This window comes from Brachybacterium sp. YJGR34 (assembly GCF_003347015.1).
In the GTDB taxonomy this organism is placed as follows: Bacteria; Actinomycetota; Actinomycetes; order Actinomycetales; family Dermabacteraceae; genus Brachybacterium.
In genome coordinates this window covers 230,267-256,163 of record NZ_PNFB01000005.1, presented here as the reverse complement: position 1 = coordinate 256,163, position 25,897 = coordinate 230,267, and the positions used below count along the sequence as shown (strand labels likewise).

The following is a 25,897-nucleotide window of genomic DNA, read 5'->3' as shown; positions in this document are numbered from 1 at the left end:
CCCCACCCGCGACCCGGACGATGACCCCGCCACCCAGGCGGACGGCTCCACCCGGACCGGACCGCTGGAGACCCGCTGGATGATCGACACCAGCGTCCGCACCCGCACCCGCGAGGCCACCGACCTCACCACCCCCGCGATCACCCGCCTCCTCACCGACGCATGGGACACCCACCAGCGCCTCCACGTGACCCGCCGCGACAAGAAGCGCACCACCGCGCCCCGCCGCATCATCCCCCCACCCCACGACCCCGGACCCCCACCCTTCTGAGCGGCGGGCTGGCACAATCACCGCATGCCCGCTCCGTCGCTTCCCCACCCCACCGCGCCGAGCTCCTTCCCCACCCTGCTGTCCCCGCTGGACCTGGGACGCTTCACGGTGCCCAACCGCATCGTGATGGGCTCGATGCACGTGGGGCTCGAGGACCGCGCCGCGGACGTCCCGAAGCTCGCCGCCTATCTCGCCGAGCGCGCCCGGGGCGGGGCCGGGCTGATCGTCACCGGAGGCTTCTCCCCGGATCGCACCGGGAGGCTGACCCCGCGCGGCGCCCAGGCCGACGCCGGGACCCTGCGCCGCCACCGGGTCATCACGCGGGAGGTCCACGACGCCCAGGGGCGGATCATCCTCCAGCTGCTGCACGCCGGCCGCTACGCCGTCCAGCCCCTCGCCGCCTCCGCCCGGTCCGGGACGTCCCCGCTCTCCCCGTTCCGCGCCCGGCGCCTGACCCGGCGCGGGGTGGAGCGCACCGTCGACCACTTCGCGGCCGCGTCCCGGCGTGCGATCGAGGCGGGCTACGACGGTGTCGAGATCATGGGTTCCGAGGGATACCTGCTCAACCAGTTCCTGGCCCCCGCCACGAACTCCCGCCGCGACCGCTGGGGGCGGGACGCGGAGGGTCGGCGCGCCCTGCCCCTCGCGGTCGCCGCCGCGGTCCGTGCCGCGATCGGCGAGGAGGCCCTGCTCAGCTACCGCATCTCCCTGCTGGACCTGGTGCCGCAGGGGCAGACCTGGGAGGAGACCACGGCGCTCGCCACCGGCCTCGTCGAGCGCGGGGTGGACGTGCTGTCCACGGGCATCGGCTGGCACGAGGCACGGGTGCCCACCATCGTCACCTCGGTGCCGCGTGCCGCCTTCGCCGCGCAGACCGCGGCCCTGCGCGAGGTGGTCGACGTGCCGGTGATCGCCTCCAACCGGATCCACGACCCGGCCGTGGCCGAGCAGGTCCTCGCCGCGGGACAGGCGGACCTGATCTCGATGGCGCGCCCGCTGCTCGCGGACCCCCACCTCCCCGCGAAGCTGGCCGACGGACGCTCCGCCCAGGTCGTCGCCTGCATCGCCTGCAACCAGGCCTGCCTGGACCGCGTCTTCGACGGCGAGCGCGCCAGCTGCCTGGTCAATCCCCGCGCCGGGCACGAGACCGAGCTGGTGCTGAAGCCCGTCATCCCCCGCCGGGCGCGCCGGGTCGCCGTCGTCGGCGCCGGTCCCGCCGGCCTCGAGGCGGCCCTCGCCGCCGCCGAGCGCGGCCACATCGTCACCCTCTTCGAGGCGGGCGGGGAGATCGGCGGGCAGCTGCGACTCGCGGCCCGGATCCCCGGCAAGGAGGACTACGCCCAGGCGCTGCAGTCCTGGCGGATGCGGCTCGCCGCGGCCGGGGTCGGGATCCGATTGGACCACCGCCCCTCACCCGAGGACCTGCAGGCCTTCCACGACGTCATCGTCGCCACCGGGGTCGTCCCCCGCGAGATCGAGCTGCCCGCGGAAGGCGGCCCCGCCGTCATCTCCTACGCGGACCTGCTCGAGGGCCGCGCGCAGGCCGGCGAGCGGGTCGCGATCATCGGCGCCGGCGGCATCGGCGTGGACGTCGCGGAGTACCTCACCGCACCCCGCCCCTCCCCCGCCCTCGACGTCGCGGCCTGGCGGAGGCACTGGGGCGTCGTCCCGCCCGATCCGGAGCACCGCGGCGGCCTCTCCGCCCGCCCGGAGGAGGCGCCGCGCCGCGAGGTCCACCTGCTGCAGCGCAAGGAGACCCGGATCGGGGCGGGCCTGGGACGGACCACGGGCTGGGTGCACCGGGCGGAGCTGCGGCACGCCGGCGTCATCCAGCACCGCGGGGTCACCTATCGCCACCTCGACGAGGAGGGTCTGCACCTGCTCGAGGACGGACAGGAGACCGTGCTGGCGGTGGACACCGTGGTGGTCTGCGCCGGTCAGGTCAGCGAGAACTCCCTGGCCGACCAGGTGCGCGCGGCGCGCACCGGCCGCGCCCCACGAGTCCATGTGATCGGCGGGGCCCATGTCGCCGCCGAGCTCGACGCCGAGCGCGCCATCCGGCAGGCGGTCGAGGTGGCGGCAGGACTCTGAGCCCCTCAGGGCCTCCGCAGCGCCGGGAGGAGTTCGACCAGCGCGGTGCCGACGCGCAGGAGGAGCTCCGTGCGGCGGGCGATGTCCCGGCACCGTGCCTCGAGGACGCCCCGCAGTGCATCGGCACCGCCGGAGTCGCGCAGATCGCCCATGACGTCCTGAGTCGCAGGGATGGAGTAGCCACCCGCCCTCAGCGCCGCGACGATGCGCGCCTCCTGGATCGCGCGCAACGGGTAGCTGCGCGCTCGCGCCTGTCCGCGCCGCTCGGGATGCAGCAGGCCCTCCTGCTCCCAGAATCTCAAGGTCGAGGTCCTCACGTCGAGCGCCTCGGCCAGCTGCGAGATGGTCATCGTGCTCCCACCGTCGCCGTCAGAGTCCGACGGTCCCGACGTCTCTCGCTGGATCATCTCCACCGCGGCGAGCGCGTGCAGCGCCTCCTGCCGGCTGCGAGCCAGATCGACATGCAGGGAGCTCAGACGGGCGAGGGCATCATCGGCCGGCACCACGGCGAGCTCGCGCATGAGGGCGCGGGCCCGGACCGGGCCCACGGCCGCCGCGAGATCGCGGTACGCGCTGACCGCGGCGACGTGCACGGGGCGGAAGCGCCGGTAGCCGGTGGACCCGCGCTCGGACAGCGGGATCACGCCCGCCGCCTCGAGGTCCCGGACCTGCTGTGCGGAACACCCTGCTGCGCGGGCGACCTGCGACGTGGACAGCTGGTCGTCCGCCACGGCCGAACCCTCCATAAGCACTTGAAGCACACACTTGAAGCATGAGTATGCAGCACATCCTCGACACGATCCGCTCCTTCGACGACATCCTCGAGATCGCCCCCGACGAGCGCAGCGAGTACCCACCACTGGCGTGGGGAGACCACTTCTTCTACTGGTCCCCCGATGGGTCCGTGCCGCGCGAGCAGCCTTTCGCCACCCTCGTCACCAAGGACTATCCCGGCGACTCCGCCTCGAACCTCGCTCCGGCGGGTCGGTGGCGGATCAACATCCACGTCGGTCGTCGACGCGTGGACGAGCTGGCCGACTCCGGGGCCGACCCCGCCGACGCCGACGTCGTGCAGCCTCATCCCCTCTACGCCCGGCAGGGATGGGTCTGCGCCGTGGTCCCCGGGGAGCGCTCCACGGGGCTCGTCCTCCACCTGCTCGAGGAAGCGCACCACGCGCAGCGGCGACGCCGCATCCGAGCTCTGGACAGGACCTCCGGGATCCGGGACGATCACATGCCATGAGCATCGACGACGATCTCCTCGCCCGCGCCGTGGAGCTCGCGACCGCGAACGTCGCCGCCGGCGGCGGTCCCTTCGGCGCGGTGGTGCGCATGGCCGACGGGCGCACCGTCGAGGGCACCAACCAGGTCACCACCACCATCGACCCGACCGCCCATGCCGAGGTGGTCGCGATCCGCGCGGCGTGCCGGGAGCTGGGCGCCGTCGAGCTGCGCGGCGCAGTCCTCTACGCGAGCTGCGAGCCCTGCCCGATGTGCCTGGCCGCCACGCTGTGGGCGCGGCTGGACCGAGTGGTGTTCGCCGCCGACCGGGCGGACGCCGAGCGGGCGGGCTTCGACGACGCCGCCTTCCACGCGTACTTCGAACGGCCCGGCCATCACGCCCGGCTGCCGACGGAGCAGGTCCGCCACGCCGAGGCGATCGCCCCCTTCGAAGCCTGGCTGGCGCACGAGGGCCGCACGCACTACTGAGTCAGGAGGCGCCCTCGAGCACCTCCCGGGCGATCGGACCGGCGGTCACCGAGCCGTAGCTGCCGTCCTCCACGAAGGCCGCCACCACGAGGTCGCCCTGGGCGACGATCACCCACGAGTGGAGCGCCAGCTCCCCGTCCTCGTCCGTCCACTCCGCGGTGCCGGTCTTGCCGATCACGGGCTCGCCGGGCAGGTCCGCGAGCTCGTCGAGGCTGCCGTCGGTCACCACGCCGCGCAGCATCTCCTGCATCTGCGCGGTCTCCTCCGCCGTGAGCGGCTCCTCGACCGCGGGAGCGGCCGGTTCCTCGTCGGCGAGGATCCGGGGGGCGACGGTCGCGCCGTTCTGCACGCTGGCCAGCACCACCGCCATGGACAGGGGCGAGGTGAGGACGCGGCCCTGGCCCATCATCGCGGCGGCGTGCTCGGTGCCCTCGTCCTCGGGATCGACGGATCCCATGAACGCCTCGAGGCCCGTCGGCGCCTCCTGCCCGATCCCGAGGGTGGTCGCGGCGCCGGCGAGCGCCGGCTGGTCGACGGTGTCGTGCTGCAGCAGCAGCGCGGTGTTGCAGGAGTGCGCGATGACGTCCCGCAGCGGCATCGGTCCGAAGAGGTCCGGGGACATCGAATCCGCGTTCTTGAAGCTGCGCCCGGCGACCGTCGCGGTCTCGGGGCACTCCAGGGTGGTGTCCGGGGTGCCGCCCTCGCGCAGCAGCGCGAGCGCGGTGACGGTCTTGAAGGTGGAGCCGGGCGCGTACTGCCCCACCAGGCCCACCGGGTAGGACTGGCCCGTCGGCCCGAGCGCTGCGGCGAGCACGTCCCCCGTGGAAGGCTGCAGGGCGATGACCGCGGCCGGGGAGTCCTCCTCGGCGATCGCCGCGGTGGCGCGGCGCTGCAGGTCATCGTCGAGGGTGGTGCGCACGTCGGTGCCGTCGACGGCCTCCACGGCGTGCAGGGAGCGCTCGGTCCCGGCCTCCTCGTCGACCGCGACGACGTCGACGCCCGGGGTGCCCAGCAGCGCCTCCCGCTCCGCGGCGACCACCCCGCCGGTGGCGACCAGGTCACCGGAGGCGATCTCCCCCTCGGACTCCTCGACGTCCTCCGCGGTGGCCTCACGCAGGGCGCCGAGCACCCCGGGGGCGTAGTCCCGCTCGACGGCCAGCGGCAGGGAGTCCTCGAGCGCCCGATACCCGGGGATCTCCTCGGCGCGGTCCAGGGGATAGTCGCCGAGGTCGTCGGCGCGCACGGTGAGGGCGGGGACGAAGGCCTCCTCGCCTGCGCCGGTCACGGCCTCGGTGAAGCGCTGGGCGTCGATGCCGAGCAGCTCGGCGAGATCGGCCGCGGCGCTCTCCGGGTCCGCGTCCTCGAGCAGGGTCTTGTCCAGGCCCAGCACCCGGACGTCGTGCGGGCCGTAGAGCGCGGCGCCCTCGCGGTCGGTGATGGTGCCGACCTCCGCCGTCGCGGTCCGCAGGTCGAGGTGCTCCTCCGCGGCGAGGTCCGGGCCGAAGGAGGAGGCGACGAGGTCCGGCACCCAGCCGTCCTCGGTGCGCTCGAGGGCGGCCTCGGTGGTGTAGCTCCAGGTGCCGGCATCGTCCGGGAGCGTCCACGTCCACCGGAGCGTGGCGGTGCGGCGGCCGTCCTCGGCGGAGCCGGCATCCACCAGCTCCACCGCGGGATCCTGCCCGGTCGCCTCCAGCAGCGGGCCGAGGACGCGCTCGCGCTCCTGGGCCGCGGCCGCGGGCAGGTCACCGGAGGCCAGCGACGGAGCGAGGTCCCGTGCCTCCTGCTCCCCGTCGCTGCGGCCGCCCCACCACAGGACGAGGGCGAGGACCAGCGCCGCGACGAGCGCCAGGCTGAGTGCGATGAGCAGCGGACGGCGGCGGGAACTGGGCATGGCGGCATGCTCCCATGCCTGCCCCGATCTCCCCTCTAGACTCGCCCCATGCCCCGTGTGCTCCACACCGCCCAGGCCCTCGTCGACGTCATCGTGGAGGTCGACGCCCTCCCGCCGCGCGGCGGGAACGCCAACGCCCGCTCCGAGCACCGCTACGCCGGCGGCGCCGTGACCACGCTGGTCGCCGCGGCCCGCACCGGCGTGGACGCGGTCCACGGCGGGGCGCACGGCACCGGTCCCTACGGCGACCTCATCCGGGCGGCGCTCGCGGAGGACGGCGTGCTGCTCTCCGACGCCCCGCGGGAGGGAGTGGACTCCGGGTACTGCGTGGTGATGCTCGAACCGTCGGCCGAACGCACCTTCCTCACCGTCTACGGCGCCGAGCGGCAGGTCACCGCCTCCTCGCTCGCGACGCTCGACCCCCAGGCCGGGGACCTGGTGTGCGTCTCGGGATACAGCCTGTTCGCCCCGACGCGCGACCCGCTGCTGGAGTTCCTCGAGGCGCTGCCGGAGGGCGTGGACCTGGTGCTGGATCCCGGAGCGCCCTTCGCCGAGTTCGACCGGGACCTGCAGGAGCGGGTGCTCGCCCGCACCACCGTCTGGACCTCCAACGCCGACGAGGCCCGGGCGGTGAGCGGCGTGGACGACCTGGAGGACACCCCGCTGGCGATCCGTCGGCGGCTCGCCGACCGCGCGGTGGTCGTGGTCCGGGACGGCGAGCGCGGCTGCCTCGTGTTCCACCATGGCCGCGGCACCCACATCCCCGCCTTCCCGCAGACGCCGGTGGACACCAACGGCGCCGGCGACACCCACACGGGGGTGCTGCTGGCCGAGCGGGCCCTCGGCGCGGACTGGGAGTCCGCCGCGACCCGCGCCAACGCCGCGGCCGCGATCGCCGTGACCCGCCGCGGCCCCCGCAGCGCGCCGCGGCGCGACGAGGTCGACGCGTTCCTCGCCTGAGCGGCTCACCGGCGCCGTCCACCGCACGCCCACGCCCCTCCCAGAGCCCCTGCCTAGACTGGAGCGTCCAGCGCGAGGAAGGGGACCGGTGAACGCGAGCGACGGCACGAGCTTCCACGACTTCCGGGCGACGCGGATCGACGGCGCGCCCCAGGAGATGAGCGAGTACAGCGGCCGCCTGGTCCTGGTCGTCAACACGGCGACCGAATGCGCCTTCACCCCGCAGCTGACCGGCCTGCAGGAGCTCCATGACCGCTACCGCGACCAGGGGTTCACGGTGCTCGGCTTCCCCTCGGACCAGTTCCACCAGGACCCGGGGACCGACGAGGACACCCGCAGGACCTGCGCCACGCTCCACGACGTCAGCTTCCCCCTGTTCTCCAAGGTGGACGTGAACGGCCCCGGCGCCCACCCCCTGTGGGCCTGGCTGGCCACCCGCAAGGCCGGAGTCATGGGCGGTCGCATCGCCTGGAACTTCACGAAATTCCTCATCGACGGCGAGGGTCAGGTGCTGCGCCGCTACGCGCCGCCCGTCCCCCCGGTGCGGATCGCCCGACGGATCGAGACCGAACTGGGGATGCGCTGACCTCGCGATCCGTGATCGTTGGTAGCGTGGGCCACAGCTCATCTCTCCTTGAAAGGGGGCGTCATGGAAGGAGTCATCCTCTTCCTCGTCATCGCCGTCGTCCTGGTCGTCGTCGTGGCGATCATCGCGGCTCTGCTGTTCGGCGGTCTGCGGACCTCGCTGATGTTCACGGTCCACTCCCGCGAGGCGGTCATCGTCGAGCGCTTCGGGAAGTTCCGCCGGGTCGCGCACGCCGGCCTGAACTTCAAGGCGCCGTTCGTCGACTCGATCACCAAGCCGATCTCCCTGCGCGTCCAGCAGCTCGAGGTGAACATCGAGTCCAAGACCAAGGACAACGTGTTCGTCACCGTCCCCGTCGCGGTGCAGTACGTCATCAAGGAGGAGCAGGTCGTCGACGCGTACTACAAGCTGTCGAACCCCGAGGCGCAGATCCGCTCCTACGTGTTCGACACCGTGCGCTCCGCGCTCTCCGGCCTCGAGCTGGACGCCGCCTTCGAGTCGAAGGACGACATCGCCCACAGCGTCGAGCAGACCCTCTCGACCCGCATGCAGGAGTTCGGCTTCAACATCATCAACACGCTGGTCCAGGACATCTCCCCGGACTCCCGCGTGCGTGACTCGATGAACTCCATCAACGCCGCCCAGCGCGACCGCGTCGCCGCCCAGTCCCTCGCCGAGGCGGACAAGATCAAGCGCGTCACCCAGGCCGAGGCCGAGGCCGAGTCCAAGCGCCTCCAGGGCGAGGGCGTGGCCGCCCAGCGCAAGGCGATCGCCCTAGGCATCGCCGAGCAGTACGAGATGCTGCGCAAGGTCGGCATCGAGAACTCCGCCGAGCAGCTGCTGCTGATGACGCAGTACTTCGACACCATGCAGGACGTGGCCCGCAACGGCCGCTCCAACGTGCTGTACCTGCCCAGCAACCCCGGCGCCGTCGGCTCCATGGGCGACGAGATCCGCACCGCGATGCTGCAGGCTCAGGCCGCCCATCAGGCGGACCGCGATGCCGACACCGCCGATGCCCAGCACCGCCAGCGGGTCTCCGCCCAGGAGCTGCGCGACCAGGAGGAGGCGCGCGCCCAGCAGGCCCGCTCCGAGGCCGAGCAGCGTGCTCGGGAGGCGCAGAAGCAGGCACAGGCCCAGACCCCGACCCAGAGCGCGGAGGGCTTCCTCGGGGAGAACCTCCCGCCGTGGGCGCACCCCGGGTCCGCGAACCAGGGCTGAGCCCCGGACGGGTCATCCCCGGCGCAGCGACGCCGTGGCATCCCGTTCGATGAAGTCCCAGGAGAACGTCCAGTCCCGGGTGATCCGCTCCCCGGCGACCGACGCCTCCGCGAGGTGGGCGAAGACGCCCGCGTAGTCGGCGACGGCCGTGCCCAGCGTGCTGATGGGCACGGCCGTCTCCGTTCCTTCACTGAGGTCCCCGCGCCCCACCACACCGACGGTGCGCCCCAGGGCCAGACCGCGCCGGGTGCACTCCGCGGCGATCTGGATCGCGCTGCGGTCGCTCCCGCACAGCAGGACGATCGGATCCTCCACGCGCGCCCCGGCGAGCTCCTCCCACGGCAGGGAGTCCAGCTCCGGGCTGATCCGGCGGGGGACCACGCACTGCGCCAGCTCGAGACCGGCCTCCGCGATCACCTCCTGCACGGGATCGGCGAAGGCGGGGTCCGGCTGATCGGGGCCGCCCCCCTCCTCGGTGACGAGCACGAAGCGGCGGATGCCGCGGGCGAGCAGCGTGCGCGTCGCGCCGATGGCGGCAGGGGCGTAGTCGTGACGCACGGTGGCCAGCCCGTCCACCACGTTCTCGGTGAAGGCGATGACCGGCACCGGGCTGTCGACCAGCCGGCGGACGCCGACGGGATCCTCGACGTGGACGGTGAAGCAGCCGTCCATCACCCGCCGATCCAGGAGCGACAGGGTCCGCTCGATGCCGGCGTCGGGGAGGACCACGAGGTCCAGCTCGTGCCGAGCCAGCTCCTCGTGGGCGATCGCGATGAGGCTCTCGCGCCAGGGGTTCCACGGGCTGGAGACCAGGGCGCCGACGAGGCCGGTGCGCTGGCGGCGCAGGGCGCGCCCGGCCCAGTTGGGCCGGTATCCGAGCTGCGCCATCGCCCGCTCGACCCGCTGCCGGGTCTCGGCGTTGCCGGTCCCCTTCCGGTCGGAGCGTCCGCTGAGGATGTGCGAGACGGTCGCCGTGGAGACCCCGGCGAGAGCGGCGACGTCCGCCTGCGTGGGCCGACGTCGGGGTGCGGGCGAAGGCTTGACAGGACGTGACATGGACCTCATCCTAGAGTCCGGTTAATCGAAATACCACGTGGCTCGTCCCAATGAGGGGACCTGAACCGCCGGGACCCGACGCCGCTCCCGCTCGCTCGAGCGACGACGCCCGTCCCTCCCCTCCCGCTCGCACCGTCCTGCCGTGCAGTCCCTCATCCCAGGAGAACTCCATGACCGCCACAGCACCCCTGCCCGCCCTGCGCCGCCGCACGCTCCTCGGCGCCACCGCGCTCGCGGTCGGAGGCCTGGCCGCGTGCACCGTCGAGACCGGCGGCGACGAGGAGGCCGCCGGCGGCGAGGCCGCGGAGATGACCTTCGACTTCGACCCCGAGGCCAGCGAGTCCACCCAGCTGCTGTGGATGGACTCCGGTGACCTGAAGTCCGTGTTCATCGGCGCCGTCATCGACGCCTTCGGCGAGCAGTACCCCGAGGTGTCGACCCAGTACGACGGCTCCGGCTGGGACCAGGTCAACCAGGTGGTCCCCCTCGGCATCCGCAACGGCTCGGCGCCGGACGTCTTCGCGCTCCCCCAGAACGTCCCCGCGGAGACGGCCATCACCGAGGGCTGGGTCCAGCCGCTGGACGACGTGCTGCCCGACATCGACGGATTCCGCGCCGGGTTCCCCGAGACCGCACTCATCGAGGGCATCCACGTCTTCGACGGGAAGACCTACTCGTGGCCGCTGAACTCCACCCGTCGCCTGGACATCACCCAGTACATCTCCCACGCCGCGGCGGAGGCCGCCGGAGTGTCCGTGCCGGTCGAGGACGTGTCCACCTGGGACGATCTGCGCTCCCTGGCGCAGGAGATCACCGCCGCCGGCACGCCCGGCATCCTCTCGACCGCGGACCACCTGTGGCTGGTGGTCGGCAACCTCGCCAACACCGCAGGCTGGCTCGGCAACGCCGACGGCATGAACATGAAGACCGGCGCGCACGAGTACTCCGCTCCCGAGTACCTCGAAGCTCTCGAGTTCGTGCTCGCGATGATCGAGGACGGCTCCTTCGTCCCCGGCTATCTCACCCTCAAGGACGCGGAGGCACGCGCCCAGTTCCCCACCGGGCTGGCGGGCATCTCGCTCAACGGCCCCTGGGACATCGCCCAGTGGGACCAGGACTACCCGGACTTCGAGTACACGATCCTCCCCCTGCCCTCCCCGGACGGCGGCGAGTACACCGTCCCGTACCAGGAGACCGGGGCGAACATGACGTGGCTGTACGCCGAGAGCGCGAACGTCGACGCCGCCGCAGCGGTCATCCAGTACATGGGCTCCGCCGAGGGGCAGCAGGCGATGGTCGAGCTCTCGGGCGGCTTCCTGCTCTCCACCATCGAGGAGGCGAACACCGCGGCGGACCCCTCCCTGCTCAACGATCGGGCGGCCCTCGTCGGCGACCTCGCACGGCAGTACATGCGCGCCTGCCCCCAGTTCGAGATCCGCAATCCGGAGGCCGGGAAGGTCACGCTCGAGCTGCAGGCCAGCGACCCCAGCATCAACGCCGTCATCGAGGGCATCGTCACCGGCCAGATCACGGACCCGGAGACCGCGCTGGCGGATCTCGACGCCCGGTTGGACGAGGAGATGGAGAAGGCCTTCGAGGCCGCCTCGGAGAAGGGGGCGAGCGTCGACATCGGCGAGCTGCAGTTCCCCAACTGGGACCCGAGCGCCGACTACACCGCGGAGGACTACGCGGCGCTGGAGCAGGGATGACCTCCGCCGCCACCGCCACGCGGCCCGGGGCGCGAACGCGCCGGCGCTCCGAGCTGCTCTGGATCTACCTGTTCCTCCTCCCGGGCATGGTGCTCACGGCGATGTTCGTGTTCTACCCGATGTTCGCGTCCTGGTACTTCTCGCTGACCCAGTGGAACGGCTTCTCGGACGCGAAGAGCTTCGTGGGGCTCGCGAACTACCGCGAGCTCATGCAGGACCCGCTGTTCTGGAACTCCTTCGGCCGCTCGATGATCTTCGTGCTGGTCGGCGTTCCGCTGCGGGTGGGGCTCGCGCTGGTCCTCGCGATCGTGCTGAACAACGTCATCCGTGGGCGCCTGTCGACCTTCTTCCGGACGGTGTTCTTCCTGCCGGTCATGGCCGCCGCCTCGGTGATCGGCGTGGTGCTCACCTTCGTGCTCTCGCCGAGCAACGGCCCGGTCGCCTTTTTCCTCACCGAGACCGGTTTGACCGACGCCCCCGTCGAGTTCCTCTCCGATCCTCGCCTCGCCCTGTGGAGCGCGCTGCTGCTGCACACCTGGAAGAACTTCGGGATGACCCTCATCTACTGGCTGGCCGCCCTGCAGACAGTCCCCCCGGAGTACTACGAGGCCGCGGAGATGGACGGGGCGGGTGCCGTGCAGCGCCTGATCCGGATCACCCTGCCGATCCTGCTCCCCTTCGCGGTGATCATCATCGTGCTCACCGCGAACGAGAACCTGCACGCCTTCGCGCTGATCCAGGCGCTCACCGGCGGCGGTCCCTACTACTCCTCCGAGGTGGTCGAGGTCTACATCTTCCGCACCGCCTTCGCCCCCGACTCCGCCGGCGGGGTCCCCCGTCTGGGCTACGCCTCCGCCGCCGGCTGCTTCTTCGGCCTGGCGACCCTCGTGATCGCCCTCCTGCAGGCCTGGGCGCTCAAGCTCGTCGCCGATCAGAGAGCGAGGCTCGCGAAATGACCACCACCCCGTCCGTCGTCCCGCCCTCCGTCGACGCTCCGCCGCCCGCGGACGGCGCCGCGGAGCCCCGCGCCCCGCGCCGTCGCCGCCTGCGCCGCTCCGAGCGGATCGCGCTCCTCCTCGGAACGCTGGTGCTCCTGCCGCTGGCGCTGGTGTGGATCTATCCCTTCGTCTGGGTGCTCTCGAGCTCGTTCAAGTCCACCGCGGAGATCTTCAGCTCGCTGAACCCCTTCACCTCGACCCTGCGCCTGGACAACTACGTCCGCGCCTGGAACGAGGCGAACATGGGGCGGTACTTCCTGAACACGCTCTTCGTGACCGGGATGTCCATCCTCATCTCCGTGACCGTCAACGCGCTGATGGGCTACGTGCTGGGGCGCTACGCGTTCCCCGGGAAGACGGTCATCTACGCCCTACTCGCGCTCGTCGTGTTCCTCCCCCAGGGGTACACCGTGATCCCGATCTTCGACCTCATCGACTCCCTGGGGCTCTCGGGGAGCCTGTGGGGCATGACCCTCGCCGAGGCCGGCGGGGTCAGCGTGATCGTCGTGCTGCTGTTCGCGGGCTACTTCGCGCAGCTGCCCAAGGAGCTCGAGGAGGCCGCGACGATGGACGGCGCCGGGTTCCTGCGGATCTTCGCGCAGGTGTACCTGCCGTTGTCGGGGCCCGTCCTCGCCACCGCGGTGATCCTCCAGTTCATGCACGCGTGGAACGACTTCCTGCTCCCGCTCGTGCTGACCCTGTCCCAGCCTGAGCTGCGGACCCTGGCCGTGGGCATCTACAGCCTGCAGAACCAGTACTTCAGCGACTGGGGGATGATGTCCGCAGCCTCGACCATCGCGCTGCTGCCGATCATCGTCGTGTTCATCGTTCTCCAGAGGTTCTTCATCGAATCGTTCTCCGGCGCCGTGAAGGGATGACACCTGCCGTGACCACCACCGACCCGACCCCCCGACCGAATATCATCCTCGTCTGCGTCGACGAGATGCGGGCCGATGCGATGGGAGCGGCCGGCAACGAGCACATCGACACCCCGAACCTCGACGACCTCGCCCGGGGCGGCTACCGCTTCACCCGCGCCTACTCCGCGACGCCCACCTGCGTGCCCGCCCGGGTCGCGCTGTTCACGGGGCAGTCCCCGGACCGGCACGGGCGCTACGGATACCGCGAGGGGATCTCCTTCCCGGCCGCGTACCCGGTGACGCTCCAGTCCACGCTGGGCGAGAACGGCTACCAGACCTACGCCGTCGGGAAGATGCACGTGTTCCCGGACCGGGCGCGCTGCGGCTTCGACGAGGTGCAGCTCCACGACGGCTTCCTGCACACCTCCCGGCGGCTGAGCCGCGGCCCCTCGGCCGCGATCGACGACTACGTGGAGTTCCTGCGCCGGGAGACCGGCGACCCGCGCGCCGACTACCAGGAGACCGGCGTCGGCTGCAATGCGATGACGGCGCGCCCGTGGGAGCGTGAGGAGCGGCTGCACCCCACCCGCTGGGTGGCTGATCAGTCCTTCCGCTTCCTCGAACGGCGCGACCCCACCCGCCCGTTCTTCCTCTACGCGTCCTTCCACCGTCCGCACGCGCCCTACGACCCGCCGGGCTGGCTGTGGGACAAGTACCGCGAGCGGCGCTTCCCGCCGCGGCCGATGGGCGACTGGGTGGCGGACTTCGACGAGCACCGGGTGGACCACGGCTCCGAGGCCGAGTTCGGGGCGCAGAAGGAGACCACCCACCAGCAGGTCCGCGCCGGGTACTACGGCTCGATCGAGTTCATCGACCTGCAGCTGAACCGGCTGCGGGAGGCGCTCTCGGACCACGGCCTGCTCGAGGACACGGTGATCGTGCTGGTCTCCGACCACGGCGACATGATGGGCGATCACGACATGTACCGGAAGTCCGTGGGCTACGAGGGCTCCGCCCGGGTGCCGATGGTGGTGCACGTGCCCGCGCGGTGGCGCGAGGGCTGGGGCGCGCCGGGCGAGGTGGACGCGATCGTCGAGCTGCGGGATCTCATGCCCACCCTGCTCGACCTCGCCGGGATCGACGTGCCCGGGAGCGTCGACGGGCACAGCCTGCGGCCGGCCGTCGCCGAGGGCTCGGCGGTCCGGGAGCACCTGCATGGGGAGCACGTGATCGGCTCCCTCGGACGCCACTCGATGCAGTGGATCCGCTCCGCGCGGCACAAGTACATCTGGTTCTCCGGGGACGGGCGCGAGCAGCTGTTCGACCTCGCGGAGGATCCGCAGGAGGTGCACGACCTCGCCGGCGCCCCCGAGCACGCCGAGGAGCTCGCGCGGCACCGGAGGATCCTCGTCGAGGAGCTGCGCAGCCGCGAGGAGGGCTACGTGGCCGGCGAGGAGCTGGTCGCGGGCCGTCCCGTGCAGACCGAGGCCTCCTGGGTGCGGGAGTTCGCGCGGCTCTGAGCGGAGGTGGCCGAAGGTCGCCGCGCGGCTCCTACCGTCGGCGGATGCCTCCGTGTCCGCGGATCCGGTGACATGGGGGCATGACCTCCTCCTCGACGTCCTCCCCGCCCCGCGCCGCCGCGGACTACTCCGCCGAGCGGGCCGCGGCCCGCACCGTCGCCGTGACCCTCGGCTGGTGGGCGCACGGCGTCGTGCGCGTGCTGCTGGCCGCGGCGCTGCTCTACTACGGGTTCGCGAAGCTCGTGCTCGGGCAGTTCGGCGTGGCGGACATGGGCGATGCGCTCATCACCCAGGGCGAGATGAGCCCGATGGGGATGCTGTGGCGGATGGTCGCCCTCTCGCCCCTGTTCCAGATCCTCGGCGGGCTCGCGGAGGCGGGCGCCGCGGTGGCGCTGCTGTGGCGGCGGTCGGTGTCGCTGGGGGCGGTGATCGGTGCGGCCGACATGGCGCTCGTGCTGGTGCTGAACCTCGGCTACGACGTCCCGGTCAAGCAGATCGCCCTGGCCATGCTCGTCATGTCGCTGCTGGTGCTGATCCCGTGGATGCCCCGCCTGGCCCGGGCATTCCTGGGCCGAGGGGCGATCGGACCAGGCCCCCGGCCCACGCTGGTGCCCTGGCGTCCCCTCGCGCGCGTCACGGACGTGCTGGGGCCGATCGCGGGAGCGGCGCTGGTGGTCGCCATCGGCGTCGGGGTGGCGCAGATGTACCCCGAGCGCAGCACCGACACCACCGCGCCCGCGGGGGTGTGGACGGTGGTCGAGGACACCGCGGAGCCGGCCGCACAGCTCGCCGACGACGAGCGCTGGAGCGCGCTCGCCTTCGGCGAGGTCCGCTACGACGACCGGGCGGCGGTGCAGCTGCGCCGGGCGAACGGAGAGCTGCTGACCGGGACCTACGAGCGCCGGGACGGGGGCACGATCGAGCTGGCCCTGACGCCGCTGCGCGAGGAGGGGCAGCCGGTGGCGGAGCACCTCGAGGCCGAGCCCGAGCGGCTCGAACTGCGCATCGAGGAGCGGAAGGACGGCACCCTCCATGTCACCGGTCAGGGCCAGGACCTGGTGCTCGCCCCCGACACCTCCGGCACGATGCTCTACGAGCGGGGCTTCAGCTGGACCCCGCGCCCCGACGACCCCTTCAACCGCTGACAGAGGCGGACCTGCGGCGTAGGGTGACTCTGTGTTCGAAGCAGATGTGCTCGACGTCCCCCAGCAGGCTCTCACCGGCGGCCTTCCCGAGATCCCTCATGTCGACGAGCTCCTCCGCGAAGCGCACGCCCGATACTCGGCGGACCGCGACGGCGCCGTCGCCACGTACATCCCCGCTCTCGCCGCAGCGGATCCGGAGCTGTTCGGGCTCTCGCTGACGGAGGTCGACGGCACAGTACACCGCGTCGGCGACACCGCCGAGCACTTCTCGATCCAGTCGATCTCCAAAGCCTTCGTGCTGGCCCTCGTCTGCGAGTCGATGGGGCACGAGGAGCTCCACCGCACCGTCGGCGTCAACAACACCGGCCTTCCCTTCAACTCGGTGATCGCGCTCGAGCTCAACGACGGCAATCCGATGAACCCCATGGTCAACGCCGGCGCGATCGCCACCACCGCGTTCATGCCCGGGAACACCGCGGAGGAGAAGTGGGAAGGGATCCGCAGCGGACTGAGCCGCTTCGCCGGACGGGAGCTCGCGGTGGACGAACAGGTCCTCGCCTCCGAGTCCGCGTCGAACCACCGCAATCAGGGGATCTCCGACCTGCTCACCTCCTACGGCCGCCTGCGAGGTCGGCCCGAGGAGATCGTGGAGATCTACACCCGGCAGTGCTCCCTGCTCGTCACGGCCGACGACCTCGCCGTCATGGGTGCCACCCTCGCCGACGGCGGCACCAATCCGCGCACCGGCGAGCGCATCGTGTCCCCCGAGGTCTGTCGCGACGTCCTCTCCGTCCTCGCCGCCTGCGGCATGTACGAGCGCTCCGGGGAGTGGTTGTTCGAGATCGGAGTGCCCGCGAAGTCGGGCGTCTCGGGGGGCATCGTCGCGGTGGCTCCCGGCAAGGGTGCGCTCGGGGCCTTCTCCCCGCGCCTGGATCGCGCCGGGAACAGCGTGCGCGGCCAGCGGGCCTGCGCCTTCCTCTCTCGCGCTCTGGGACTGAACCTCTTCGCCTCCATTCCCCGACCTCCTGAGGAGACCTCCCATGGCTGATGCGCGGCGTGCTTCCTGGCTGCCGATGATCGGCCTGTTCCTCGCGCAGGTGCTGATGTCGTTCAACGTGGCCGCCCTGCCGATCTCGCTGGGCGGCATGGTCGAGGACTTCGGGGTGCCGCCGACGGTCGCGAGCTCGACCATCGTCGTCTACGGACTCGCCGTCGCCGCCCTGGTGATGACCGGGGCGAAGCTCGGCCAGCGCATCGGATGGACGCTGATCTTCCGGTGCGTGCTCGGCGTGTTCGCCGCCTCGTCTCTGGTGATGATCGTGTCCCCCACGGTGACCTGGGCCATCGTCGGCCAGCTGCTCGCCGGTGCCGCCGCGGCGATCATCGTTCCCTCTCTCGTGGCGCTCATCGCGGAGAACTACCACGGAGCGCAACAGGCCACCGCCGTCGGCTCCCTGGGCTCCGCCCGGGCGTTCTCCGGCATGAGCGCCTTCCTGATCGGCGGCACCCTCGGCACCTTCGTCGGTTGGCGACCGATCTTCGTCATCACCCTGGCGCTGGCGATCGCCGTGTTCGTCCTCAGCTTCAGCCTCCGTTCCGACCGGGGCGATTCCTCGGTCCGCATCGACCTGGTCGCCTCGGCGCTGGTCGGTGCGGCGGTTGTGAGCCTCACCCTCGGGTTCAACAATCTCAACGGCTGGGGCGTCCTGCGCGCGGAGGACGCCGCTCCGTTCACGGTCCTGGGGCTGTCCCCTGCCCCCGTGCTGGTGGTGGTCGGCCTCGTGCTCGGCCAGCTGTTCTTCGCCTGGACCCGTCGCCGCATGCGCCGGGGACAGGTGCCGCTGATCGACCTCAGCGTGCTGGGGAACGGTCGGGAGCGCTCCGCGGTGTACGCGATGTTCATCATCGTCTCGATGGAGGCGGCCGTGAACTTCACGGTGCCGATCTACATCCAGGTGGTGCAGGGTCGCACCCCGCTGGACACCTCCCTGGCGATGCTGCCCTTCAACCTCACCGTCTTCGTCACCGCCACGCTGATCGTGCGCTTCTACCCCCGCTTCGCGCCCCGGAGCATCGCGCTGTTCTCCTTCGCGCTGACCACCATCGCCCTCGTCTGGCTCTCCGTGGTGGTGACCAACAACTGGGAGTCCCTGCCCACGATCCTGGGCCTGATCGTGTTCGGCATCGGGCAGGGGGCGCTGGTCACCCTGGTGTTCAACGTCCTGGTGACCGCGGCGCCGAAGCGCCTCGCGGGGGACGTCGGCTCCCTGCGCGGCACCACCCAGAACCTGGCCTCGGCGATCGGCACCGCCGTGATGGGTGCGGTGCTGGTGATGGTGCTCGGCGCGGGCATCGGCCGCGCCGTGGTGGAGCATCCCGAGCTGCCGCCGGAGCTGGTCGCGCAGGTCGATCTCGACCAGGTCAACTTCATCAGCAACGACGAGCTCGACGACGTGCTCAGCGGCACCTCGGCCACCCCGGAGCAGATCGACGCCGCGGTCGCGCTCAACGAGGAGCAGCGTCTGCGCACCCTGAAGATCGGCTTCCTGATCCTCGCGGGCCTCAGCATGATCGCCGCCCTGCCCGCCTCACGCCTGCCGGCGTACACCCCCGAGGAGATCCCCGACCCGTCCCCGGCCGACGACTGAGGTCTCCGGGCGTCGGGCCCCTCGCCTAGTCTGGGGAGGTCCTGGCGGAGACGGAGCGGAGGCCCCGATGCAGATCGATTTCGGCTGGGCGCTGGACGGCTCCTCCTGGGCCGATGCCGGCGCCGGCGGCTCCACCGGGAGGCTGCGTTGCGGTCCCCGCGGCCTCGTGGCCCTGCTGCAGACCCGCCTGGGTCTGACCCGTCCGGCGGTGGACCAGGCGGTGCGGATCGCGCAGTACCTGCAGCTCGTCGAGCCCTGCGCCGCCGACCCTGCCTTCTGGCCCGCACGCTCCGTCGCCCTGGACCCGTGGAGCACGGCGCGCCAGCTGCTGCGCTGGCGGGACGCGGCGCGCGAGGACGGGTGGAGCCTCGCACCGGACGCCGCACTGCCGCCGCGGCTCGCGGCGCTCGCGATGATCGAGCAGCGGGCGCGGCCCGGCGCCCTCTCCCCCGGTGCGGCCGACGACCTCCACGAGGTGGTCGAGGAGCTCGAGCAGCTGGCCGCCGCGGGGACGCCGTGGCCGCTGGGGATCACGAGCATCGCCCTGCACGAGGAGCCCTCCGCGCTGCCCGGGCGCTGGCCCGCGCTGCTGGGCCTGCTCGCCGGGCAGGGCGTCGAGCTCACGGGCCCCGCCCCGGCGAGCGAGCACCGCCCCGCGCTCGAGGTGGTCCAGTGCCGCGACGAGTGGACCGCGGCGGACGTCGCCGCCCGCTTCCTCGCCGCGGGCGGGACCGAGCCGCTCACCCTCCTCGCCGCCGCGGACACCGACGTGCTGGATCGCGCCCTGCACCGACGCGGCCTGCCGGCGACGGGCCACGTGGCCGCGTCCACGGACCGCGCCGCGCACCAGGTGGTGGGCCTGTTCCTCGACGCCGTCACCGCCCCGGTGGACGTCCATCAGCTCGCCGCCCTGCTGGACCTCCGCCTCCTGCCCGGACCGGACGCCGACGCCGCGCCGCGCGGGCTGTTCCCCGCCCGCGTGCGGCACGCGCTGCTGGGCGCCCTCACCCGGGAACCCGGCATCGGCGGACCCGCCTGGCGCGCCGCCCTCGCCGCCGAGGAGGGCGCCGCGGAGATCGATGCGCTGGTCAGCACCCCGCTGCGGGCCGAGGACCTGCGGCCCCCGGTGATCGCGGAGCGGCTCGAGTGGCTCGCGCGCCGCCTGCACGGCCTCGCCCGCGGCCAGGGTGCGGTGCTCGCGAGCGTTCTCCACGTCCAGGCCGTGCGAGGCGTCCTGGCGATGCTCGATCCGGGCATCCCGCTGAGTCGTCGGACGCTGCAGCAGATCATCGACGAGTGCGGCGGCTCGGGACGCTCCCCCCGGGCCGTCGCGGAGGTCGCGCCGTGGTCGGTGACCACGGGCGCGGCGCAGGTGCGGGCCGACGGGGGCACGGTGCTGTGGTTGGGGCCGGGCGAGAGCGCCCCCTCCGCCCCGCGCTGGGATCCCGGCGAGCTGCGCGCCCTCGAGGCGGCCGGTGCACGGCCGGCGACCCCCGAGCACCTGGCCTCGCTGCAGGTCGACGCCGCGCTGCGGGGACTGGGCTCCGCGCAGCGCGTGGTCGCGGTGCTGCCCGGCCGGCGGCTCGAGCAGGACCCCGCGCCGAGCGCCCTGCTGGCCCTGCTCGAGGCCTCGCGCGGCCGCGACGAGAGCGACCGCCTCGCACCGCAGGACCTGCTGAGCGGCAGCACCTGGTCGCTGGCCGGACGGACGCTGGCGGTGAGGACGCCGCCGCGGGCGGAGATCGCGCCGCCGCCGGAGAGCCCGCTGAGCATCGGGCCGGCCGCGCATCTGCTGCCCGAGCGCCTCTCCTTCTCCCAGGCCTCGACGCTCATCAGCTGCCCGCACCACTGGGTGCTCCAGTACGCGCTCGGGATCCGGCCCGCCCAGGTGGCGGCCCTGCCCACCGGTCGGCCGATGATCGGCACCCTCGTCCACGCCGTCGTCGAGCAGCTCGTGCACGAGAGGGTCGACGAGGACCTCGGCGGCGTCCCGCTGACGGTCCCCGCCGCGGAGCGCGTGGGCGAGGTCTTCGATGCGCTCGTCCCCCAGCTGGCCTCCGAGCTCGACCTGCCCGGCCACAGCGCCGAGCGCGGCGACATCCGTGCCCGGGCCGTGCGCTCCGTGCGCGAGCTGTTCGAGCGGATGGCCGTCGCGGGACTGCGGATCACCGGCACCGAGAGCGGCTTCTCCCGTCCCCTCGCACTCGACCTCGCCGGCGGACCGCGCACCGTCGACGTCCGCGGCAGCCGCGACCTCGATGCCGTGGACGCCTCCGGCCGCCCCGCCGTCATCGACCTGAAGTGGACCAGCAGCCGGAAGGGCTACGACGACCTCTACGACACCTCCGAGGCGATCCAGCTCGCCACCTACGCCTGGTCCCTGGGCGTCGATCCGCCGCCGACGGTGGGCTACTACCTGCTCAAGGGCGCCGAGTTCGTGGCCGCCGACCCCGCGCTGGACCCGCGCGGGCGCGCTCCGATGGACGTGGAGGACTCGTGGCGGCGGATGGTCGCGGCGATCACGACGGCGCTCGACGACGTGGCCGCCGGCACGGTGCACGTGGGCTGCCGCGAAGTGCTGGAAGGGGCAGGACCGACCTACGACCAGCAGGGCAGGGCCTGGTCCGGGGCCCGGGCCACGGCTCGCGCCGAGGGCGGTCTCGTGGTCCGGGCCTATTGCGGAAGCAGCGAGTACGCGCAGCTGTGCGGACTGACGGGAGACTGGCGATGACCTTCACGCTGATCAACGCCTCGGCCGGATCCGGGAAGACCTACACCCTCACCCACCGGATCGCCGCGGAGGTTCGCGGCGGCCTGCAGCCCTCCCAGCTGATCGCCACCACCTTCACGAAGAAGGCCGCCGCGGAGCTGTCGGACCGGGTGCGCCGCACCCTCCTCGAGGAGGGGCTCGCCGAGCAGGCGCGCGCGACCGACAGCGCTCTGATCGGCACCGTGAACTCGGTGTTCGGCCGGCTGCTGCAGGAGTTCGCGCTGGATGCCGGGATCTCCCCCGAGGTGCGGACCCTGGACGACGAGCAGCAGAAGTCCGCCTTCTCCGCCGCGATCGCCGAGACGGCCGGGATCGCGGGCGAGCCCGCCCGCGACCTGCTGGCCCGCACCGAGGTGGACGGCCCCGAGACCCCGGAGCAGCGCTACGGGGAGAAGCCCTCCTGGCGCCAGGCCGTGCGCGTCCTCGCCGAGAGCGCGCGCACCAATCTGCTCAGCGCCGAGCAGCTGCGCGAGGCCGCCGCGCGGTCGTGGGAGGAGCTGCGCGCGGCGGGGCTGCCCGAGCCCGGGGAGGACCGGCGCGGGCCGTGGACCGAGCAGCTCGCAGGCGCGCTCGCGGGGCTGCGGGCGGAGACCGCGGCGGCCGATGATCCGCACTCCGGGCTCGCCAAGGGTGAGGTCAACGCACTGAGATCCGCGGCGAAGCAGCTGCCGGTGCTCGAACAGCTGCTGCGCACGCTGCGAGGTGCCGAGCGGGCGCCGTGGAGCGCCTGGACGAAGATCACGAAGATCGCCGAGGGGAAGCTGGGCGGCGGCGACGGCGGGTACACCTATGTCGCGAAGATCGATGAGGCGCTGATCGACCTCGCGCTCGAGGTGCGCGAGGGGCTGCTGGCCAACCCCGCCCTCCAGGAGGACCTCCGCGCCCTGATCTCCCTGGTCATGAACACGGCCGCGGACTCCCTGGACGCCTACGCCCGCTACAAGCGGGAGGCGGGCCTGATCGACTTCATCGACCAGGAGGTGGGAGCGCTGCAGCTGCTGCGCTCCAGCGAGCGGGTGCGCGGCGTGATCCGCTCCCGCTTCCGCCTGCTCGCGGTCGACGAGTTCCAGGACACCTCCCCCGTCCAGCTCGCCCTCTTCCTCGAGCTCAGCCAGCTCATCGAGGACAAGGTGTGGGTGGGCGACCCGAAGCAGGCGATCTATGCCTTCCGCGGCGCCGACCCCTCCCTCATGCGCGGCATCATCGAGCAGCTCGAGGCCGGGGACTCGGTGCTGGGCCGCGGCGTCATCGAGGACCTCCGCCACTCCTGGCGCTCCCAGGACGACGTCCTCTCCCTGGTCACCGCGATCTTCCCGCAGATCTTCCCCGAGCTGCCGCGCGAGCGGGTGGTCCTCGAGGCAGCTCCCGCGGCACGTGCGGGCTGGGCGGAACGGCCTCGCGGCGGACTCGAGGCCTGGTGCACGCCCGTGCAGCTCTTCAAGAACGGGAAGCGCAAGCCGCCCACGGCCGCGCAGAGGCCCGTCGCGGTGGCCGACGGGATCGCGGAGCTCCTCGCCGATCCCGACACCGGCCCCGGTGACATCGCCGTGCTGGTGCGGACGAACGACGAGGCCGCCGCCGTGGCCCAGGCCCTCGCCGCGCGCGGCATCCCCGCCTCCGGCGACGGCGTCCCCGTGCTCGCCGCCCGCGAGGGGCGGATCGTGCGGGCCGGCCTCGCCGTCGCCCTGGACCGCCGCGACACCCTCGCCCTCACCGAGCTCGTGGATCTGCTCGACGACCACGGCGCGCATGGCGACTGGTTCGCCCAGCTCACCGCCGCCGCGGACCGCGACGACCGCGAGGCGGTGCTCGAGCGCTGGTGGCGGGATCCCGTGCTCGACGAGCTGCGGGCGCTGCGGGAGGACTGCCCGGAGCTGACGGGGGTGGAGATGGTCACGGCGCTGATCGACGCCCTCGACCTGCCCGAGCGGATCCGCTCCTGGAGCGATCCCGAGCAGCGCCTGCGCACCCTCGATGCGCTGCGAGCCCTCGCCGCGGAGCACGCCGAGCAGGCGCGCGCGGCCTCGGCCCCCGTCACCCTCACCTCCCTGCGCGTCGCGCTCGACGGCGCCGAGCGCGGGCCCGACCTCACGGACCTGCCCGAGACCGTGTGGGTGGGGACCATGCACTCGGCGAAGGGGCTCGAGTTCTCCCGGGTCGTGGTGCTCCTCGACCTCAAGGCCGCGGTGCGCTCCCAGACCGCGGGATCGTTCATCGTCCCGGCCCCGCAGCTGGACGTCACCGCGCCGCTCGCCGGCCGTGAGGCCCGGTACTGGCCGCCCGTGCTGCCCACCTTCGCGCCCCTGCAGGAGCTGCTCGGGGCGACCGAGCATGCCCGGCGGCGCACCCGCATCGAGCGGGAGGAATCCGGGCGCCTGCAGTACGTCGCCCTCACCCGTGCGAAGGACATGACGATCCTCGCCGGCGAGGGCCGCGCCCCCGTGCTCGATGCGCTGGTCAGCGACGCGGACGAACCGCCTCCGCTGCTGAGCTGGGACAACGACGGCTCGTCGATCGCGGTCGCGGGGCGCGACGAGCCCCTGCCCGCGAGAATCCGGACGCTGCGCACCGAGGCTCCGGAGGGCGAGGACTACCGCTTCGTCGCGACGCCGCTGGCCGCGACCGACCTGCCGCCCGGGCCCCGACCCGTGGCGTCCGGCCAGGCGGCGCGCTTCCAGGCCTCCGCCGTCGCCTCGGCCGACGCCCACGGGATCGTGGGCGACCCGGTGCGCATCGGCCCGGCGCTCGTCGAGCACGGCGGGCAGCACTGGGAACGGGTGGGGGAGGCCGTCCACGCCTATCTCGCCCTGCCGCTCGCCGCCCTCGACCAGGACCAGCGGAAGCGGGCCGCGCAGCGGCTGGTGGAGCGGTGGAGCGTCACCCGGGCGATGGGCGCGGAGGCGCTGCACGGTGCGGGCGAGGCCTGGCTCGCGCATCTGGAGGCGGCGTTCCCCGGCGCCGAGCAGCTCACCGAGCAGCCGATCACCTGGTGGAACGAGGACGATCAGGTGATGGAGGGCTGGATCGACACCCTGCTGCGCCTGCCGGACGGGCAGATCGTGCTGGTGGACCACAAGTCCTATCCCGGGCAGGAACCGGTGGAGCACGTGCGCCGGGAGTACCTGGGGCAGATGGCGACCTACGCCCGGGCGCTCGCGGCCGCGGGCCGGGCGCCCTCCCGGGTGCTGATCCACCTCCCCCTGCGCGGCGAGGTGCTCGAGGTGATGCTGGCATGAGCGCACCGCCCGAGATCACCGAGGAGGAGGCCCTCGACCGCGCCCTCGCGTTGCTGGACGCGGCGCGCCGGGCCGGAGCGCGCCGCCTGCTGGGCATCGCCGGCGCGCCCGGCGCCGGGAAGTCGACGCTCACCGCGCAGCTCGCCGCGCAGCTGCCCCCGGGCTCCTGCGCGGTGGTGCCGATGGACGGCTTCCACCTGGCCGACATCGCGCTCGAACGCCTGGGCCGCGCGGGACGCAAGGGCGCCCCCGACACCTTCGACGCGGCCGGCTACGCGGCGCTCCTGCAGCGCCTGCGAACTGCGCGGAGCCAGGACCCGGCGGTGTGGGCGCCGATGTTCGAACGGGAGCTCGAGCAGCCGATCGCCGGCGCGATCGAGGTGCCCGGCGAGGCGTCGCTCGTGATCACCGAGGGCAACTACCTGCTCGATCCCTGCGGGGGATTCGCCCCGGTGCGCGGTCTGCTCGATGCCTGCTGGTACGTCGAGACGGAGGACGCGCTGCGGCGCGAACGGCTCATCGCCCGGCACGAGCGCTTCGGGAAGTCTCCCGCGCAGGCCCGGGACTGGGTGCTGGGACCCGACGAGGACAATGCCCGCCGGGTGGCCGGCACCCGGTCCCGAGCCGATGCGGTGGTGGTGCTCAGCCGCCCATGATCGCGCGGGCGAAGCCGGTGCTGCGCTCGCGCAGTCCGGCGATCCGCTGCTCGCGGTGGTAGGCCAGCAGGGCGGGATCCTCGGAGCGCAGCTCGTAGGCCGCCGGTGCCCGGCGCACATTGCGCGAGCAGCGGAAGTCCGCGCACACCGCCGTGCCCTTGGTGTTGCCGCGGCGGCCGGACGCCCCGGCCAGCGGCGCGACGAAGGAGGCCGCGGCCACGCCGTCGATCACGTCCTCGCACCACGCGCACAGCATCTTCTTCCCGGGCGGGCGGCCGGTGCCGCGCAGCAGCAGGCCCACGATCTCGCCGTCGACCTCGAGGACGACGTAGTGCTGCTGGGGCTTCTTGGCATCCTGCCAGCCCAGGTAGTCGAGGTCCTCCCACGCCGCCTCGGCGAGGTCGGGCAGGGCGGCGCGCTGGGCGACGCCCTTGCTGGCGTTGACGAAGGAGGTGCGGATCTGATGCTCGGTCAGTGGGTTCATGAGGGGTCCTCGGGAACGGGCGCGCGGGAACGCCCGCTCCGAGCGGGGGTCCCGACGCGCGGGAGATGAAGGGGTCGATCACGGC

At 72.8% G+C, this 25,897-nt stretch carries 20 protein-coding genes and 1 pseudogene; 17 read left to right on the top strand and 4 right to left on the bottom strand.

Features of this window, described 5'->3' with window-relative positions:
* Together CXH06_RS07315 and CXH06_RS07310 are read left to right on the top strand one after the other, a co-directional pair.
* A pseudogene (locus CXH06_RS07315) lies at window positions 1–271 on the top strand (HNH endonuclease); the annotation flags it as partial.
* A gap of 24 nt (window positions 272–295) precedes the next feature.
* Window positions 296–2,362: an FAD-dependent oxidoreductase gene (locus tag CXH06_RS07310; RefSeq protein ID WP_114854494.1), complete on the top strand. Its 2,067-nt coding sequence runs from the start codon at window positions 296–298 to the stop codon at window positions 2,360–2,362.
* A 5-nt stretch (window positions 2,363–2,367) separates the two neighbouring features.
* Here CXH06_RS07310 and CXH06_RS18760 read toward each other — a convergent pair whose 3' ends face one another.
* On the bottom strand, window positions 2,368–3,093 hold the full coding sequence (locus CXH06_RS18760; RefSeq protein ID WP_304650810.1) for a MerR family transcriptional regulator: 726 nt from the start codon (window positions 3,091–3,093) through the stop codon (window positions 2,368–2,370).
* Window positions 3,094–3,134: 41 nt separating this feature from the next.
* Here CXH06_RS18760 and CXH06_RS07300 point away from each other — a divergent pair, with 41 nt between their 5' ends.
* Both CXH06_RS07300 and CXH06_RS07295 read left to right on the top strand, forming a co-directional pair.
* Window positions 3,135–3,605: a DUF6194 family protein gene (locus tag CXH06_RS07300; RefSeq protein WP_232820250.1), complete on the top strand. Its 471-nt coding sequence runs from the start codon at window positions 3,135–3,137 to the stop codon at window positions 3,603–3,605.
* A complete protein-coding gene (locus tag CXH06_RS07295; protein WP_114854492.1) occupies window positions 3,602–4,072 on the top strand; it encodes a nucleoside deaminase in 471 nt (156 codons plus the stop codon). Before CXH06_RS07300 ends, CXH06_RS07295 begins: the two co-directional genes overlap by 4 nt.
* Window position 4,073: 1 nt before the next feature.
* Here CXH06_RS07295 and CXH06_RS07290 read toward each other — a convergent pair whose 3' ends face one another.
* On the bottom strand, window positions 4,074–5,963 hold the full coding sequence (locus tag CXH06_RS07290; protein WP_114854491.1) for a penicillin-binding transpeptidase domain-containing protein: 1,890 nt from the start codon (window positions 5,961–5,963) through the stop codon (window positions 4,074–4,076).
* Window positions 5,964–6,011: 48 nt separating this feature from the next.
* Here CXH06_RS07290 and CXH06_RS07285 point away from each other — a divergent pair, with 48 nt between their 5' ends.
* The 3 genes from CXH06_RS07285 (at window position 6,012) to CXH06_RS07275 (ending at window position 8,730) form a co-directional block, all read left to right on the top strand.
* Window positions 6,012–6,923 carry a PfkB family carbohydrate kinase gene (locus CXH06_RS07285; RefSeq protein ID WP_114854490.1) on the top strand — a complete coding sequence of 304 codons (912 nt, stop codon included), beginning with the start codon at window positions 6,012–6,014 and terminating at the stop codon, window positions 6,921–6,923.
* A gap of 88 nt (window positions 6,924–7,011) precedes the next feature.
* Complete coding sequence (locus CXH06_RS07280; protein WP_114854489.1) at window positions 7,012–7,509, top strand: glutathione peroxidase; 498 nt, start codon at window positions 7,012–7,014, stop codon at window positions 7,507–7,509.
* Between the two features lie 63 nt (window positions 7,510–7,572).
* Window positions 7,573–8,730 (top strand): SPFH domain-containing protein, encoded by a 1,158-nt coding sequence (locus CXH06_RS07275; RefSeq protein WP_114854488.1) that lies wholly within the window; start codon window positions 7,573–7,575, stop codon window positions 8,728–8,730.
* A 12-nt stretch (window positions 8,731–8,742) separates the two neighbouring features.
* Here the strand turns inward: CXH06_RS07275 and CXH06_RS07270 are convergent, their stop codons facing one another.
* Window positions 8,743–9,786 carry a LacI family DNA-binding transcriptional regulator gene (locus CXH06_RS07270; protein ID WP_198684037.1) on the bottom strand — a complete coding sequence of 348 codons (1,044 nt, stop codon included), beginning with the start codon at window positions 9,784–9,786 and terminating at the stop codon, window positions 8,743–8,745.
* A 170-nt stretch (window positions 9,787–9,956) separates the two neighbouring features.
* Here CXH06_RS07270 and CXH06_RS07265 point away from each other — a divergent pair, with 170 nt between their 5' ends.
* The 10 genes from CXH06_RS07265 (at window position 9,957) to CXH06_RS07220 (ending at window position 25,328) form a co-directional block, all read left to right on the top strand.
* Window positions 9,957–11,495: an ABC transporter substrate-binding protein gene (locus tag CXH06_RS07265; protein WP_114854486.1), complete on the top strand. Its 1,539-nt coding sequence runs from the start codon at window positions 9,957–9,959 to the stop codon at window positions 11,493–11,495.
* Window positions 11,492–12,451, top strand: a complete 960-nt coding sequence (locus CXH06_RS07260) for a carbohydrate ABC transporter permease (protein ID WP_114854485.1) — start codon at window positions 11,492–11,494, stop codon at window positions 12,449–12,451. The genes CXH06_RS07265 and CXH06_RS07260 overlap by 4 nt, the downstream gene beginning before the upstream one ends.
* Window positions 12,448–13,371, top strand: a complete 924-nt coding sequence (locus tag CXH06_RS07255) for a carbohydrate ABC transporter permease (protein ID WP_114854484.1) — start codon at window positions 12,448–12,450, stop codon at window positions 13,369–13,371. Before CXH06_RS07260 ends, CXH06_RS07255 begins: the two co-directional genes overlap by 4 nt.
* A gap of 8 nt (window positions 13,372–13,379) precedes the next feature.
* Window positions 13,380–14,873: an arylsulfatase gene (locus tag CXH06_RS07250; RefSeq protein ID WP_232820249.1), complete on the top strand. Its 1,494-nt coding sequence runs from the start codon at window positions 13,380–13,382 to the stop codon at window positions 14,871–14,873.
* An 80-nt stretch (window positions 14,874–14,953) separates the two neighbouring features.
* Window positions 14,954–16,018 (top strand): hypothetical protein, encoded by a 1,065-nt coding sequence (locus CXH06_RS07245; RefSeq protein WP_114854482.1) that lies wholly within the window; start codon window positions 14,954–14,956, stop codon window positions 16,016–16,018.
* A 31-nt stretch (window positions 16,019–16,049) separates the two neighbouring features.
* Window positions 16,050–17,066, top strand: a complete 1,017-nt coding sequence (gene glsA / locus CXH06_RS07240; protein ID WP_114854481.1) for a glutaminase A — start codon at window positions 16,050–16,052, stop codon at window positions 17,064–17,066.
* Entirely contained in the window at window positions 17,059–18,666 is a 1,608-nt protein-coding gene (locus CXH06_RS07235) for an MFS transporter (RefSeq protein ID WP_232820248.1), read from the top strand. Before glsA ends, CXH06_RS07235 begins: the two co-directional genes overlap by 8 nt.
* Window positions 18,667–18,733: 67 nt before the next feature.
* The gene (locus tag CXH06_RS07230; RefSeq protein WP_114854480.1) at window positions 18,734–21,397 is read left to right on the top strand and encodes a PD-(D/E)XK nuclease family protein; all 2,664 of its coding nucleotides are present in this window, start codon (window positions 18,734–18,736) and stop codon (window positions 21,395–21,397) included.
* On the top strand, window positions 21,394–24,672 hold the full coding sequence (locus CXH06_RS07225; protein WP_114854479.1) for an exodeoxyribonuclease V subunit beta: 3,279 nt from the start codon (window positions 21,394–21,396) through the stop codon (window positions 24,670–24,672). The genes CXH06_RS07230 and CXH06_RS07225 overlap by 4 nt, the downstream gene beginning before the upstream one ends.
* Window positions 24,669–25,328 (top strand): nucleoside/nucleotide kinase family protein, encoded by a 660-nt coding sequence (locus CXH06_RS07220; protein ID WP_114854478.1) that lies wholly within the window; start codon window positions 24,669–24,671, stop codon window positions 25,326–25,328. Before CXH06_RS07225 ends, CXH06_RS07220 begins: the two co-directional genes overlap by 4 nt.
* Here the strand turns inward: CXH06_RS07220 and CXH06_RS07215 are convergent.
* Window positions 25,315–25,812 carry an FBP domain-containing protein gene (locus tag CXH06_RS07215; RefSeq protein ID WP_114854477.1) on the bottom strand — a complete coding sequence of 166 codons (498 nt, stop codon included), beginning with the start codon at window positions 25,810–25,812 and terminating at the stop codon, window positions 25,315–25,317. The two genes, CXH06_RS07220 and CXH06_RS07215, sit on opposite strands and share 14 nt — an antisense overlap.
* Between the last annotated feature and the right edge of the window lie 85 nt (window positions 25,813–25,897).